The 15,545-nt window shown below is 34.1% G+C and carries 8 protein-coding genes; all 8 read right to left on the reverse strand.

The annotated features are described in order from the left end of the window. The 8 genes from H0I23_RS10065 to H0I23_RS10100 all read right to left on the reverse strand — a co-directional run bounded on the left by H0I23_RS10065 (window position 1) and on the right by H0I23_RS10100 (window position 15,538). A complete protein-coding gene (locus H0I23_RS10065; RefSeq protein ID WP_216783148.1) occupies window positions 1-2,967 on the reverse strand; it encodes a glycosyl hydrolase 115 family protein in 2,967 nt (988 codons plus the stop codon). A gap of 4 nt (window positions 2,968-2,971) precedes the next feature. Next, window positions 2,972-4,042 carry a phosphatidylinositol-specific phospholipase C1-like protein gene (locus H0I23_RS10070; protein WP_216783149.1) on the reverse strand — a complete coding sequence of 357 codons (1,071 nt, stop codon included), beginning with the start codon at window positions 4,040-4,042 and terminating at the stop codon, window positions 2,972-2,974. After that, the gene (locus tag H0I23_RS10075; protein ID WP_216783151.1) at window positions 4,042-6,600 is read right to left on the reverse strand and encodes a glycoside hydrolase family 3 protein; all 2,559 of its coding nucleotides are present in this window, start codon (window positions 6,598-6,600) and stop codon (window positions 4,042-4,044) included. The genes H0I23_RS10070 and H0I23_RS10075 overlap by 1 nt, the downstream gene beginning before the upstream one ends. 28 nt (window positions 6,601-6,628) lie before the next feature. Beyond that, window positions 6,629-8,047 (reverse strand): alpha-L-fucosidase, encoded by a 1,419-nt coding sequence (locus tag H0I23_RS10080; protein ID WP_216783153.1) that lies wholly within the window; start codon window positions 8,045-8,047, stop codon window positions 6,629-6,631. Window positions 8,048-8,083: 36 nt separating this feature from the next. Then, entirely contained in the window at window positions 8,084-9,385 is a 1,302-nt protein-coding gene (locus tag H0I23_RS10085; RefSeq protein ID WP_216783154.1) for an alpha-L-fucosidase, read from the reverse strand. Continuing rightward, window positions 9,382-11,712, reverse strand: a complete 2,331-nt coding sequence (locus H0I23_RS10090) for a GH92 family glycosyl hydrolase (protein ID WP_216783156.1) — start codon at window positions 11,710-11,712, stop codon at window positions 9,382-9,384. The genes H0I23_RS10085 and H0I23_RS10090 overlap by 4 nt, the downstream gene beginning before the upstream one ends. A 5-nt stretch (window positions 11,713-11,717) precedes the next feature. Continuing rightward, window positions 11,718-13,781 carry a glycosyl hydrolase 115 family protein gene (locus H0I23_RS10095; RefSeq protein ID WP_216783157.1) on the reverse strand — a complete coding sequence of 688 codons (2,064 nt, stop codon included), beginning with the start codon at window positions 13,779-13,781 and terminating at the stop codon, window positions 11,718-11,720. A gap of 110 nt (window positions 13,782-13,891) precedes the next feature. Next, entirely contained in the window at window positions 13,892-15,538 is a 1,647-nt protein-coding gene (locus H0I23_RS10100) for a RagB/SusD family nutrient uptake outer membrane protein (protein ID WP_216783159.1), read from the reverse strand. Window positions 15,539-15,545 lie beyond the last annotated feature (7 nt).

Here is a 15,545-nt window from a genome sequence, read left to right on the forward strand (position 1 = left end):
TTATTTTTTTGCTGTTTCTTTCGGAAACGCATAGCTCTTTTTCCATCCTCCTAAATCTATCAACACTTGATCTATCATTACTCCAGGGTCTACCATCCATATTTTTAAGGTATGTTCTCCTGCTTTATTTACTACTTGTTTTGCTGATTTTACTGATACATTTTTAAGTACATTCTCTTTCCATTCATCACTACGCCCCATGGTCTGAAAATCTACTAGTACAGGTGCTGCATCATCAATAGCAACGGCGCAACGTACGCCAATCCCAGCGTGTGGCGCATGGGTAGGCACTGCTTGTAAATTTACAGCTACTTCTCCAAAGTTAAAAGTATAAAAATCATATTCTAAAACAGGGCTATTTGCCTTAATGGTATCTAAATTCACATTTGGCGTTGTATTTCTAGGCAAAGCAGTAATTACCTTATTCGTATAACCAATACCCTCAAACAACTGCCAATCTGCTTCATTACCTGCTTTTTTTCGCGTATAATTCTCCGCATTTATGGATACATATCCTTTGTCTTCTACAAAACCTTCATAGTTTTTCAAATTATCAAATTCAGGATTATAAACTGAAACTCCTATCGTTGTTGTTTTTCCTTCCGATATAAAATCTATAGCACTATTTACTTTAAAACTTGGTGGGATCAATTGAAAATCATGACCTAGAGGAGCTTCTTTTTTGTTCTCTCCTTTTGGTACTTTAGTCCAATCGATACTTACCCAAATACGTTTTTCTAGATTTTCAGAACGTAAGGTGCCTTTATCTTCTGATAATTTTATCCAATCTGCTTTTGGTATTGCTCTCCAATCTACTGATCCGTTACCTTCTGCAAAAACATCAATAAAATAAGTGCTATTGGTGTAGCTATTAAATACAGGCAGTACATCTGCATAACTGTTTATGATTTCATCGTTAACTTCCATCTGGTACCCTTCTAAAGCTAAGCCTAATTTTGCTTTTTGATCTGTTTGCACACTTGATGTTGCAGGTTGCGCAAAAACAGGTAAAAACCGAGGAGCCATGGTCATGATATGATTCCACTTTCCGTTTTGAAGTTTTGTATTGTAATATGTTGTTTCTTTTTCTATACGATGGTAAGCTTCTTTTGATAAAGCTCCAAACGCATTGGCACTCTGCCTGCCTTGCTTTGCCGTAAATTTATTTTTAAAACTATACAGCCATTTCTGGTTTAGTTTTGATGCTCCAATTACAGGATAATATACGAGTTGATAAAAAGCATCTTTTCTATAATCAGCTATACCTGCATATAAATCTTCTGTAGTTTCAATAATAGTTTCATAACTCTTAATACGTTCTGAAACCTCATCGCCATAATGGTACTGCGTTAATTCTGTTTCTCCTTCTTTTGTTACAGGTTCTACCTGACTCCAAGCCATAAATTCTGGGCGCCTGATGTAGGCTAGGCGGTTATTTTCGAATAAAACATCGGTAATTTCGGCGGCCGTTTCTTTTCCAAATTCACGTGCTGCCCAACTTTGCATATGTGTTTTCACAGCCGTACTCTTTTCAAAGTTATCCATATCCCAAGCCATGTCTAAAAATAGCTCAATATTATATTCGTGAGGTTTGATATCGCCACAATTCAAAATCCAAATATCACGCGATTGGAACTCGTAAGCTTTAGACATTTCTTCCCACATTAAAACAGGGTTGGTAGAATTTAGCCATAGATAATCATGTGGCCTTCCCCAATATGAAGTATGGTAATATACTCCTGCCCCACCTGGTCTTGTTTGTTCTTTAGGAGTACTTAATTGACGCATATACCCATAATTATCATCCGTCCATACCAATGTAATATCTTCTGGTAATTTTAATCCGCTTTGGTAGTAATTTAATACTTCTTTATAAGGCACAAATGCTTGTGGAATAGTTGTTGGATTCTTTTTAGTTTCCTTTTTTAATATGGCACGTTGATCTGTAATAACACGCTCTAATAAATGAACCTGTGCATCTGTATCATCCTCACCAACAATCATGGGCGAATCATGCTCTCCACGCATTCCTGTAGTATAAATACCTTCTAATTTTGCTGTTTCTTTTACTCTTTTCGTAAATAGATTTTTAATAGTTTCTGAATTTGTATCATAGCGATACTCACCCATTTTATCATGTTTCCACTCTGTATTAATGTTGCTCAACATAGGCTCTGCATGTGATGTGCCTATCACTATAGCATAATCATCTGCCACAAATTTATTCTCAGGATACGAGTAAAATGGTTTGGTACTCGAATGCATAGCAGGCCAAATAGTATTGGCTCTTAATCGCAATAACAATTCAAAAACTTTAGCATACGTTTTAGGACCTATATCTCCTGTTTCTGGTTCAAAATTTAAAGCTGCCCAACGTTGTAAACCCCAATCTTCATCATTTAAAAATACCCCTCTATATTTTACAGACGGACTTTTAGACACCGTATTTTGAATACTAACAGAAAGTACTTCTTTCTTTTCTGGTGTTACATCTGCCCACCATTCCCAAGGAGATACACCAATTTTTCTAGACAATTCTAATAGACCATAAGCTGTTCCTCTGCGGTCGCTACCTACAATGACTAAAGCTTTATCTATACCCTTACTTGGGTTTTTAACAATTTGAATTGCATAACGTTCCCATTGATTTTGAAGCTCAGAAACGTCTAACTTCCCAGAGGCAATCAGTTTATCTATCATGGTATTTTTACCAATAGTCCCTACAATTATAGCCGAAGAAGTTAATTGGGCTTTCGAACTTACAACTGGCTTTTTCCCTGTTACTTTTAAAACATCATTTGCAAAAATAGCTGCTGCAATAGAAACCACTTTTGCATCTTTTTTGTCGATTAAAATTGTTACAGTATTACTCTCATCAACAATTGAGAATTCTGTCTTCTTAATCTCTTGCGCCATTACAATAGCCCCTTGAAAACAAACCAAGATTACTCCTAGATATTTAAACATACTTTTATTTTTTAATTCTTTCATAGGTACCATCATCAAAAATCACTTTATACTCAGAAGTAAATAAGGTAGACCGCACATAATAATCTGTAGAAATTATTTGTGCTCCAGAAGCTTCTGCCATTTTAAATTTCTTATAATTGTTAGTACGTGCTTCTTTTGTAGCCGCATCTGCTCGCGTGCGTACCATATACCCTTTGGCTACTAATGTTTTAATATATTCAAAATCTTTAACGGGGTTATTTATAATTCTAAAGGCTGCTTCAGGGTTACCTTCTTTACTATTTACAAAAAGAACTCTTCCTTTTAAAGATTGATGATCTACTAAATAGTCATTAATTCTCTCTTCTTTTTCATCCAAAACAAATAAGAACTTGCCTTTTAAATTCTTTAGTTTAGGCCAACCAACAGTTAAAATAGCTTCTTCTAAGGTTTTAAAATTACCACGAACAAGATCTGGGGTGATCAATTTATCCGAAGGAAAAACACTTCTAATTTCTACGTCTAAACTATCTAAGGCATTTTTATCAAAAACTAAAGGCGTTCTTGTTTGCGGAACCTTTTGATCTTTTGTATTCATTAAAATAACAATTGGGGAATGGTCTGGATGATTATCAGACCATTTTTTTAAAGATTGTAGCCCGTCTTTAAAGAGTAAATCATGACTTCTAAAATCAATATCTTGTACATGAAACATTTTAAGCCCTGGTACTTTTAATTTTTCTTCCACATCAAAAGCCAAAGGCTCTTCTCCTAAAGATTTTATAATTGCTAATCCTTTTGGATTTGAAAAATGCCCCCCTAGTGGATCATGAAAAACATCTAGCTCTAAATTTCTTAACCCTAAATCTAATTGTTTTTCTAATGATATATGTCCGTACTGTAATCCTTCTATTTTTTCAGGTTCAAGGCTATACAAATAATCATACAAAGGCTTTTCTATCGCTATTTTATAAGAGTTATGGCTGCCTATAACTTGAATATCATTTAGCCTAGTCTTATTACTTTTACAACCAATTAAGGTGAATAATAAAAGTGCTAAAACGCTACGAACATATGAGAGCGAGAAATTCATTATTTGATTGCTTTTGTTTTTTGTAACCTGATATCCTTAGAAGAAGCTCCGATCATAAATTCATAATCACCTTCTTCAAAAGTCCACTTTTTTGTTTTTTCATCCCAAAATTCAAGCTCCTTTTTAGCAACATCAAATGTGATTGTTTTAGAGACTCCTACCCCCAAAGATTCTCTTTTGAAGCCTATTAATTTTTTAAATGGTCTTTTCTCAGAAGGATGTATCGCTTTAAAATATAACTGCACTACTTCATCCCCTTTATACTTTCCAATATTTTTTACGGTTGTTGTTACTGTAATTTTATCAGCCTTTGATTTTACTTTAAGCTTATCATACTCAAATTTTGTGTAGCTTAATCCGTACCCAAAAGGATACAAGACATCACCTTCAAAATACATATAAGTTCTTCCGTTAGACACTTCATAATCATCCATATCTGGCAGGTCTTTTACCGACTTGTAAAAGGTAAAAGGCAATCTACCCGCAGGGTTATAATCACCAAATAATACATCGGCAATGGCCGTACCACCAGCTTCTCCAGGATACCATGCGTCTACTATTGCTGGTACATTTTCATCCATCCAATTTATAGCCAGAGAACTCCCTGCTACTAAAACCACGATGATATTTTTATTTTCGGCATAAATCTCTTTTAGGTAGTTCACTTGATCTTCTGGTAATTCTAAATCTGTTCTATCTCTACCTTCTTTTTCAATAGATTTATTAATTCCCATAACGGCAATAACATAATCACTAGCTCTAGCAACCTCTTTATCTTCTTTATACAAATCATCGGTTAAGGTTGGTACTTCCCATAACAATTGGCAAATAGCATCGCCTCCATTATCAAAATATTCTAATTTGATGGCATATTTTTTTCCCGCCTCCATCGCTATTTCTACTTGATCTGTAGTCATTCCCCGATTGTGCCATTCATCAACAACAAGCTCATCATTCAACCACATTCTTACACCGTCATCAGAATTAACTCCGATTTTATACGTCCCTGAAAAGTTAGGCGTAATATAACCTGTCCAACGCATAGACTTATGTCTAAAACTTGTATAAGGATCTGGCGGATTATTTACAGGATCAAAATTAACAACCTTATCTACTCTTGTTTGCGGAGTTCCTTCTAAGAATTTATCATCAAAATATTCTCCATACAAGCCCGTTTCCTCATTATGGTCATTTCGTAAATTTTCAGCTTCAATAAGGTTTAAATTCCTAGCTGCTGTTTTCCATTTTACATACGTAATATCGGCACTACTACCTACTTTTGCTTTAATACCTTCTAAAGGCGATACTGGTTTTACTACAGATAAGCCACTATAATCTCCGAAAACAACTTGATTTGCATTAAACCCTACCACCGCTATTTTTTTCTTTTGAGAAAGATTTATAGGTAATATATCATTTTGATTTTTTAATAATACAATAGATTGCCTAGAAGTTTCTAAAGCTAAATTTTGATGCTCTTTTGAGCCAATTACATCTGGAGAAATTTTAGTATAAGGGTTAGCTTCAGTACTATCAAAAATTCCTAATTTAAAACGTGCCTTTAAAATTCTTGTGATTGCTTTATCTATACTTTCTTTAGTTACTAAGCCATTATTATAAGCAGTAAGTAAGTGTTTGGCGTAAATATCATTACCGCATTCTAAATCTAAGCCACCCTCTAACGCTACTTTTGCTGCTTGTTCTTTTGTAGATACATATTTGTGTGATTTTTCAATATACGTCGGTGCACCACAATCGCTCACCACATACCCTTCAAAACCCCATTCATCTCTCAGCACGGTGTTTAACAACCAACTATTCGCGGTGCTAGGCACTCCGTTAATGGCATTATAAGCACTCATTATAGATTGTGCATTTCCTTCTTGCACCGTTGCTTTATAGGCCGGAAAATAATATTCCCGTAATGACTTTTCTGATATTTTAGCATTATACGCAAACCTGTTATCTTCTTGGTTGTTGGCTACAAAATGCTTTGGCGTAGAAACCACCTTTAAATACTTAGCATTATCACCTTGTAAACCTTTTACAAAAGACACTCCTATTCTACTGGTTAAATAAGGATCTTCACCATAGGTTTCTGGTGTTCTGCCCCATCTTGGATCTCTAGCCATATTAATGGTTGGCGACCAAAATGTAAGCAAATCGCTATATACATTTTTTTGATCTTTACCTTGGTTGTAAAAATTCCATTTACCCCTAGCTTCATCAGAAATAGCAGTAGATACATCATAAATTAAATCAGGATTCCAAGTTGCGGCTAATGCAATAGCCTGTGGAAAAACCGTAAAACGCCCCCCTTTGACCACACCATGCAATGCTTCATTACCATGGTAATATTTTTCTACATCTAATCTAGAAATTGCTTCGGCTGTAGAAACCATCATGGAAATTTTTTCTTCGATAGTTAAGCGCTCTATTAAATCATCTACCCTTGTTTCAATAGGCAACTCTTGATTTTGAAACGTGTATTTTTCCTGTGAAAAAACTAGGACAGGAAGTAGTATTAAAGCAATTATGAAACTCTTTTTTACTATCATTTTAAAACTAAAATTATGCATTCGTTTTTTATTTTAATTCAATTCTAAAACCAGAAATAGGAATAACTTGATCACTAATCACAGGTATTTTTAAGGTAAGACCCTTTGTGGTTTGCTTCCATTTTGCATTTTTTGAACTGTCTAGTGGTGTCACCGATTTTATTTTAGCTCCGTTTTTTGTCGCTAATGCCGTAATGGTTACTTCTTCAGTAGTTGTACTGCACACGTAGGCATAGATAAAGTTATTCTTTGTTGTGAATATTACTTCTGGGAAAATGTCTTTAGAAGTGCCATCATGCAAATTATCTTTCATGGTATCTTCTTCTTCAGAAGCATTAGTTTCCTTAACGCTTTCAACAATTTCTGTAAGTCTTTCACTTTGTACGCTCCATGGTTTAGAGCCATAGATGCCTTCAGCATTCTGTTTGATCCAAGAACCCATTTCAGCTAATCGTTCTTGCGCTAAATCTGTAATTTCTCCTTTTGCAGTTGGACCGTTATTCAATAATAAATTCCCTCCTTTACTTACAATTTCAAGAAGTTGTCTGGTCATTAATTCTGAAGATTTATAAACGGTATCATACTCAATATACCCCCAATTTTTCCCCATGGTAATACATGCTTCCCAAGGTTCTACTTCCAAGCCATCAACAATTTCTTGCTCAGTAACTTTATAGTCTCCAAAACCATGTTTAATACGGCTGTTTATAATACAATGAGGTTGTAAATCAAGTATCAACTCTCTCAATTCTTTGCTTTCTTCAGAACTAATTAATTCTGGAGTATCAAACCACATAACATCAATTTTCCCATATTGGGTAAGTAATTCTTTTACTTGTGGCTTCACTTTTCGTTCAAAATAACGACTAAACACTTTTATATCTTCATCTGGATAATCTACCAAATTACTACGTCCGCCTTTATGTGGCCAATTTGTTGCCACATCAGGATCTTCCCAATCACGACCTAAAGAGTAATAAAACCCAAATTTCATGTCGTGCTTATGGCAAGCGGCCACCAATTCTTTCATAGGATCTTTGGCGTAGGGTGTTCTACTTTTTATATTATAATCGTTTGACGGAGAATCAAACATTGCAAAGCCATCATGGTGTTTAGAGGTGATGATGATATATTTCATGCCTGCCTCCTTTGCGGTAAGCACCCATTTTTCTGCATCAAAGTTAGTCGGGTTAAAATCGTCTGCAATAGTAGCATACTCTTTTAAAGCTATTTTTTCATGAATCATGAAATGTTCATTTCCTTTTGCTACATGTCCATCCCAATACCCAGCAGTCTGCGAGTATAAACCCCAATGCATAAACATACCAAATTTGGCATCTTTCCACCAGTCCATTTTATCGGATGATTGGGCTAAGGCACTACTCATAAAAATAATTACAAAACCTAAACTCAAATAAAAATTTCTACAGCATACGTCGTTCTTCATTGGTTCTTATTTATGATTCAATTTAGCATTAAATTCTTATTTAGTAATAAACTCTACATCTGTAATTTTTACCACAATTGGGTTTGGCCATACTTTATCGTTATAAAGCCTCTGTGCTCTACTTATTGATATTTCTAACAAATCCTTATGCTGTATAAACCGAGACGTCGGCGTATTTTCTGGCCAATATTCTACTATCAAATCATTCTGCCCTAATACAGAAACAGTAGTTTTTTTAGTCGATTTTATGTTTTTTAAAAGAAAATTTCTTCTAAAACCTTTAAACCAATCTTTTTGTCCTGTAATAAATACATATGCGGTATTTTCATCTTTATCTTTTGTAAACCACATATCACCATCTTTAACAATAGTAGGTACTGGCCTTACATTTTTAACACCTTCTTCATTCACATACATCCAAAGTCCTATTTCACGCAAACGTTCTTCTTGCTCTAAAGGAATTTCACCATTTGGCTTAGGGCCTATATTCATCAAAAAATTTCCACCTTTAGCTCTAATTTCTATTAATTTCTCAATTAATTCTGAACCATCTTTATATTCTTCATTTGTAGGTTTGTATTGCCATTGCGTACCCATCGTCATACACGTTTCCCAAGGGCCAGGCATAGCGCCACCGGGAATAGATTGTTCTGGAGTACTCATTTCTCCTCTGGTCACCACAATATCCGGATTTATTTCATGAACATATTGCGCCATTGGCTTAGCTTGGAATGCATCAAAAAACATCACATCTATAGGGCCGTAATTATTAATTAGCTCTTTAACTTGTAATTTATCGTATTCAAAAAGCTCTTTATTTGCCGTTACTTGTGTCATTGGACCTTTTCGAGAAATTAAATGTCCTTGTTTATGGATAAAACTAAAATCTTCAGGAGAAAAATAAATACCTACTTTTAAATTGTATTTACGTAATGCTGTTATTAATTCTCCAACAATATCTTTACCATAAGGCGTATTCATGATATTAAAGTCCGTCGTTTTTGTATCCCACATACAAAATCCGTTATGGTGTTTTGCAGTAAAAACAACATATTCTGCACCCGCTACTTTAAATAAACGCGCCCATTCATCAGCATCAAATTTATCTGGATAAAATGTTTTAGGAAGTTCGTTAAAATACTTATTCACATAATCATCAGAAGCCCCCACTAAAGAGTGACTAATAACACTCCCCAATTGTGAATCCATACTCCAATGGACAAAAATTCCGAAGCCCATATCCATAAAATCTTCGTTGAGTTCTGGTTTATTTTTCAATTGTGAAAATGCTGAAAAGCAAACGAAAAATAGTATTACAAATGTGTATTTAGATTTCATTTATTAGGTTTGTTAGACATTTCTAATAGTAATTCTCCACCAGCAACAACCTCACTTTGTGAAATTTTATAATTGTCTATTGGGGCACCATTTAAGGTTATTTTATTTACATACACATTTGTTGAGCTATTGTTAATCGTTTTTATTTTAAACGAACTGTTTGCGTAATACGCTGGATTTAATGCAATCGTTACTTCATCAAAAATAGGACTCCCTATTTGGTATTCAGGGTTTTCTTCTGTTCCGCCATTCATTTGAAAAAGGCCTACTTTGAGTAATACATTTAAACTCCCCATCAAGCCCTGATCTTCATCTCCATTATAACCTGTCGATGGTGCTAAACCACTAAAAGTTTTCGCTATTACTTTACGTGTCCAAAATTGCGTAAGGTCTGGTCTGTTTAATTGATTAAACACAAATGAAGTTTGTATCGAGGGTTGGTTACCAAAGTTGATAGGAATTCTACTATATTCAGGATGCATTTCTTGAGAATGAGATGAACCTGCTGTAAAGCCTAATTTCTCTGCTTTTTCAAATTGAATATTTAACTTATCAACTGCAGCTTTTTCTCCTCCCATTAATAATGCCAAACCTTTTAAATCATGTGGAACAAACCATGTAGATTGTGCTCCGTTTGACTCTATAAAGCCGTTTTCAGCTTGATACGGATCATAATCTTTTTTCCATACTCCTTGAACATTTTTTGGAGACATCCACCCTATTTCCTTATTAAAAACATTCTTATAGTTTGATGATCGTTTCATAAAGTACTCGTAATCTTCAGTATGATTTAATTTCTTTGCGAGTTGTGCCAAAGTCCAATCTTGGTAAGCATACTCCATAGTCATACTAGCTCCATCTTGGTGGCTACCAAAATCTCCTTCCGGAATAGGATAAGGAACAAACCCATTATCTATATAATATTTTAAACCGCCACCTAAATTTGTGGTGTGTTCATACCCCGCTTTACCCATAATACCATTCAACATATGGTTCTTTTTTAAAGCTTGATAAATACCTTCTAAATCATCTTTTACAATGCCTTTTTGAATAGCACTAACTATAAACGGTGTAGCAGATGCTCCCGTCATTACATAGGTGTAATTTCCTCCTGATGGTCCTCTAGGAATGAGTCCTCCATCTTTATAATATTGCATTAATGAATGTGTGAATTCTTCTACAATTTCAGGATAAGCAAGACCCCATAACGTATTTAAAGTCCACTGTGCTCCCCAGAAAGAATCTGAGTTATACTGGTTAAATTTTGGTTTACCATTAGCACCTAATGGCAATTGCCCTATTTTAAATTCTTTTCCTGTATTATCTGGGTACGCACCATTTACGTCGCTAATTGTTCTACGGCCTTGAAGGGCATGCCATAAATCGGTGTAAAATCTTTTTTGGTCTTGTTCGGAGCCACCTTTTACTTCAATTCTACTTAATAAACTGTTCCATTCTGTTTTTGAATCGTCAACAATTTCATTAAAGTCCCAATTCGGTAATTCTTTATCAATATTGGCAATTGCATTTGATACCGATGTGTATGAAATACCAACTTTCATTAGTACTGAATTTTGATCATCTTTTAAATTAATAAGATAATTACCTGTTTCCTTATCCTTATCCAAAGAAGCTATTTCTGTATTTAATAGCACTTTAAAATATACAGTTATTGGTTTCGGTCTTCTATGCGTAGGTGTCATTACCAATTTACCTGATAATTCTTTACCATTATTTTGTTCTAAAAAGCCATTTATATTTTCACAAGGGCCTAATATTGTATTTAAGTTGAATAGTATTCCCTTTTTGCTGTTTTCAGGAAACTTATACTGATGTAAACCTACTCTTTTTGTACTCGTTAATTCTGTTTTAATTTGATATCTATCTAATTCCAAAGAATGATACCCTGGTACTATTTGCTCAGTTTCATGACTAAATTTCGAATAAAAATCTTTATAAATAGATTGCTTATTATTTTCATTAATAGTAACAGGCATTACAGAAACACCCGATAATTGCCATGCATGAATATGACTAAAACCTTTAATTGTGTCTGTTTTATAGCGATAACCACTACCCCAAGCGCCTCCTATTTGTGTGTCTGGATTTAAATTTACCATACCAAAAGGACGATTTGCAGACGAAAAGAAAAACCACCTTGAATTTTCTGAATCTAATAACGGATAAACTTTAGCGGTATAATCTACCGTTTCTTTAATCGTGTTCTGAGCTAATTTATTTTCTGTCTCATCTTTACAAGAAGTAAGAAAAAGGAGAGAAATACCTAGTAAAGCAACGCTGTTTTTAAGTGTTTTAATTAATCTCATTTTTCTTAATTTAAAGTGTCCATTTTTTTAAGATTTGCTTCAATAGCATCTAACATCTCATACGTTGGGAAACCATTATTTTGTCGGCGAATACTTATAGAATACCAATTTTCCCATTTGTTATCTAAATCGCCAGTACTTCTATGATCAAAAACTATTTTAAGTTTGCTTTTTGCTTCTGGAAGTATTGCCATAGCCTCTTCTAAAAAAGTATCGTCCTTTGTAGTTTCGTATCGCTTTTTAAGCACTGCCATTTTATGAAGTTCTGTTTCAAACTCAATTAAATCTGTGTACAACTGAACTGGAAGAAAGATATACGAATGGTAAAAAACATCTTTTTTATCTGTTTTTTTATATCCTGTTTCTGCTTCAAAAAATGCTTTTTCTAAATATGATTTGGTTCTTGCTGTATTTTCTAAATCTCCTAAAACACGCTCATAATCATAAGGGATTGGAGTTTTTCCTGGGCGTACTATTGGAGCATTAGAAAGGTAAGAGACTGCTTCTCTTATTTCCCATAAATGCTCTACATAGCCTTTTCTACCTTCTTGTGCTTTATGTAGATATTGCATTGACGCCACAGCGTGTTCTGCAACATTAGGACTGAAATAACGCTCTGTCCAATTTTTATAAAAACTATCACTTGTAAAAGTTTCTGGATTGTAACAAACTTGACTATAAGCCTCAAGATTTAATAAGAATGGTCTAAAATTTTGGCCATTAACTAAGCAATATTTATCTGCTTCATATTTTTGAAACATGTCTTTCATTACCGTTTCAACAAGCTCTGGATACGGGTTATGAACGGTGTGATTTAACCAATACCCTGCATGCATATAGGTGCCAAAATCAAAACCTTTTGTATCTTCTATTTCGTGGTCAAAAGTTCCAAAACCATGGTCTGACCAAACTACTGTCCAATCTTCTGGAGGGGTGAAACCTTCATTAAACATTTCCATACCGTCACTATAACAGATGGCTACTTTTTTAGCATCAGGGTTATATTGATCTACAAGAGCACCAAAGGTCTCATAAACTTCATTAAAAACATCAATTTTAGATTCGCCACAAGAGCTTTTATATTCCCAATCCCAAACTTGATTTCTAGGGCGTAAAACATAAATATCTGTTTTACTTAAAGGTGTTTTTTCTAAATAATATTTCCAAGCAGTGATCCAGTCTTCTTTATACTCAGCCCAACATTCTGCTTTACTTTCATCCATTGGATGTATTTGGTACCCTAATTCAAAATCTATTTGAATTTTCATGCCCTTTAATTTGGCATAATCTATCATCTTGTCTAGATATTCAACATCTATCTGATAGTTCGGGTTTAATTTTTTATATTCAGGTCTTACAAAAAATTCTGGCCTGCCCAACATGTCAAAAAATTGGATTGCATTATAACGTAATCGTACTAAAGAGTTTATCATTTCTGTATAACTCTCCCAATCGTATTCTAAAAGTTTCCCCCTGTAATTTGCTAATTCATCTACATCATTCTCAAAGTATGCTAAAATTGGCACTTTTGGTGGTGCTATAGTTTTGGGTTTAAAATCATAAATAGCCGTTTTAGTTTTCGCACTAGGCAATTTACCTGTCCAATATTCAAATGGATCTACACCTAATATTTCTTTTGCGTAATCATATATTGCGTATTGAAATCCTTCTACATCAGACCCTCCAATAACAATTGCTTCCTGCTCATTTTCTAGTTTTGTTTTTGCCCAAATTCCTCCTCTTGACCCTGGTAACTTAGTAGAGAGTACTATTTTTTTATCAGAAGCTAATTTTTTAATAATTGTATTAGATTCTGTAGTTCCAAGTATAAAAAGAGTACCAGATTCTGGTAATTTTTCTACATCTGTAAGAATAAAAATTTCTTCATTTACAACCTTAGAAAGGTCTTTTTTTAGATCGTTCACAACCTCTAACTCCACAGCATTAGCGGATGAACCAACAATTAAATAATAGTGATCAACGTTAGATTTTGAACATGAAAAAAGCATGAAAAAAACTATGACAGACAAAATGATTGCCACATTTTTTTTATAAAGAGTAGTAGTCATATTATTGATATATAAGACTTAAAAAAGGGTGTAAGAATTTAAAAATATTGGCAGGCAAAAACTTACCTGCCAATAAATTTATTTAAAAAACTAATTCAAAAAAATGATGCTTAATAACCTGGGTTTTGAGTCATCGTTCCTGGTGAAAGTGTCAATTCCTGAGATGGAATTGGACGTAGTAAATGAACATTAGCATCAAATGCACCATGATTTACTACTGCTGGGTTATAAAGGTTTATTCTTTCCTCTAATTTACCAGTTCTTTTTAACACTGCCCATCTATTATCTTCACCTGCAAGTTCTAATGCACGTTCGTTCAAGATATCATCAATAGTAATAGCTGCATATTCATCAGCTACACCTGTAGCTCTTTCACGTACTCTATTAATATGAAATAATGCCTGACCAGAGTTACCTGCACCTAAATATGCTTCTGCAGCAATTAAATGAGTTCCAGCTACTCTAAATACAAACGTATCACGTGCTCCTTCTCCTGTTTCATTAAAATCTAAATCATCAAATTTTTTGAAAATTGGAAAATTGGAAAATTCTGTATTTTCAGAGTATAAAAAAGTTGTACCAGGTATATCAGTTGGTCTACCAAAGCCATATTGATCTGGCTGATATACCCAATGACGATCTAAATGATCTGCTAATTCAACTGCATCTAAAGCCACTTTAGGAAAATATATAATAGTATCACCTACTGCTATTTCTGCTATACCACCTGACTGCTCTTCGTCTGCAATAAGAGCTCGATGTATTGTAACATCTTCACGTGAGTCATTTTCAGAAAATAAAGAATAGAAAAATGGTGTAGGCATATTATTATCGCCTTTAAACCCATAAGGATTACTTCTTGAAATACCTGGCAAGTTAAAAACCTGATACATAAAAAGAGAATGCTTATTATTACTCTTATCTTCAATAATACCTTCTGCTCCAAATTGAGTTGCAAATAACACCTCATCATTTACTTGATTGTTATAATCAAATACTTCGGCATATGACTGACTTCTGATATCATAAGAGCCTATAGCTTGTTCTGCTAAAGTAGCAGCAGTTGAAAAATCTGTACTTGAACCAAAAGATAAATATGCTTTCGACAAATACACTTCTGCTAATACATGCTGAGCTGCTCTTTTAGAAAACCTACCTGGTTCAGGAGCGTCTTCTAAATTTGGAATAGCTGCTTCTAGATCTTCAATTATTTGTGCATAAGTTTCTGCCTCTGTAGAACGAGTATAATCAGAACGAATAGTCAAAGTTTCTTCCAAATCTAGTACCACACCACCAAATTGTTGCACCAAGTTAAAAAAGGCCAAACCTCTCAATGCTCTTGCTTGTGCTATACCGTAAGCTTTTTCACCTAAACGAGATTCACTCCAGCTTATTTGAGTCTCATACCTATTAATTGCTGTATTTGCTTTTGCAATTATATCGTAATTTGAACTCCACAAACCATTAGTATTTGGAGCTGTAACTCCAACATAGTCATTACCTGCACTAATAGAAGTTACATCATTTTGGCTCGTAAATATATCTGTACCTTCATATTTATAGGTGTAGTTACTATAAGCCGAACGTACTTCACCATAAACACCAACTATTAACTGATCTGCGGTATCTTCGTCAATAAAGTTCTCACTAGTTATATCCGAGAATATATCTTCTTCTATATATTCTTCACAAGAGTTTAACAGCATAGCACATGCTATAAAAGCTGTTGTATATTTTATGTTTTTTAAAAATTTCATCTTTATA

The sequence above is a fragment of the Cellulophaga sp. HaHaR_3_176 genome, from assembly GCF_019021925.1.
Taxonomy (GTDB): domain Bacteria; phylum Bacteroidota; class Bacteroidia; order Flavobacteriales; family Flavobacteriaceae; genus Cellulophaga.

Bases quoted from the DNA above. Each gene is read 5' to 3' on its own strand.
- H0I23_RS10065 (WP_216783148.1), bottom strand. From the start codon at position 2,967: ATGTTTAAATATCTAGGAGTAATCTTGGTTTGTTTTCAAGGGGCTATT.
- H0I23_RS10070 (WP_216783149.1), bottom strand. From the start codon at position 4,042: ATGAATTTCTCGCTCTCATATGTTCGTAGCGTTTTAGCACTTTTATTA.
- H0I23_RS10075 (WP_216783151.1), bottom strand. From the start codon at position 6,600: ATGATAGTAAAAAAGAGTTTCATAATTGCTTTAATACTACTTCCTGTC.
- H0I23_RS10080 (WP_216783153.1), bottom strand. From the start codon at position 8,047: ATGAAGAACGACGTATGCTGTAGAAATTTTTATTTGAGTTTAGGTTTT.
- H0I23_RS10085 (WP_216783154.1), bottom strand. From the start codon at position 9,385: ATGAAATCTAAATACACATTTGTAATACTATTTTTCGTTTGCTTTTCA.
- H0I23_RS10090 (WP_216783156.1), bottom strand. From the start codon at position 11,712: ATGAGATTAATTAAAACACTTAAAAACAGCGTTGCTTTACTAGGTATT.
- H0I23_RS10095 (WP_216783157.1), bottom strand. From the start codon at position 13,781: ATGACTACTACTCTTTATAAAAAAAATGTGGCAATCATTTTGTCTGTC.
- H0I23_RS10100 (WP_216783159.1), bottom strand. From the start codon at position 15,538: ATGAAATTTTTAAAAAACATAAAATATACAACAGCTTTTATAGCATGT.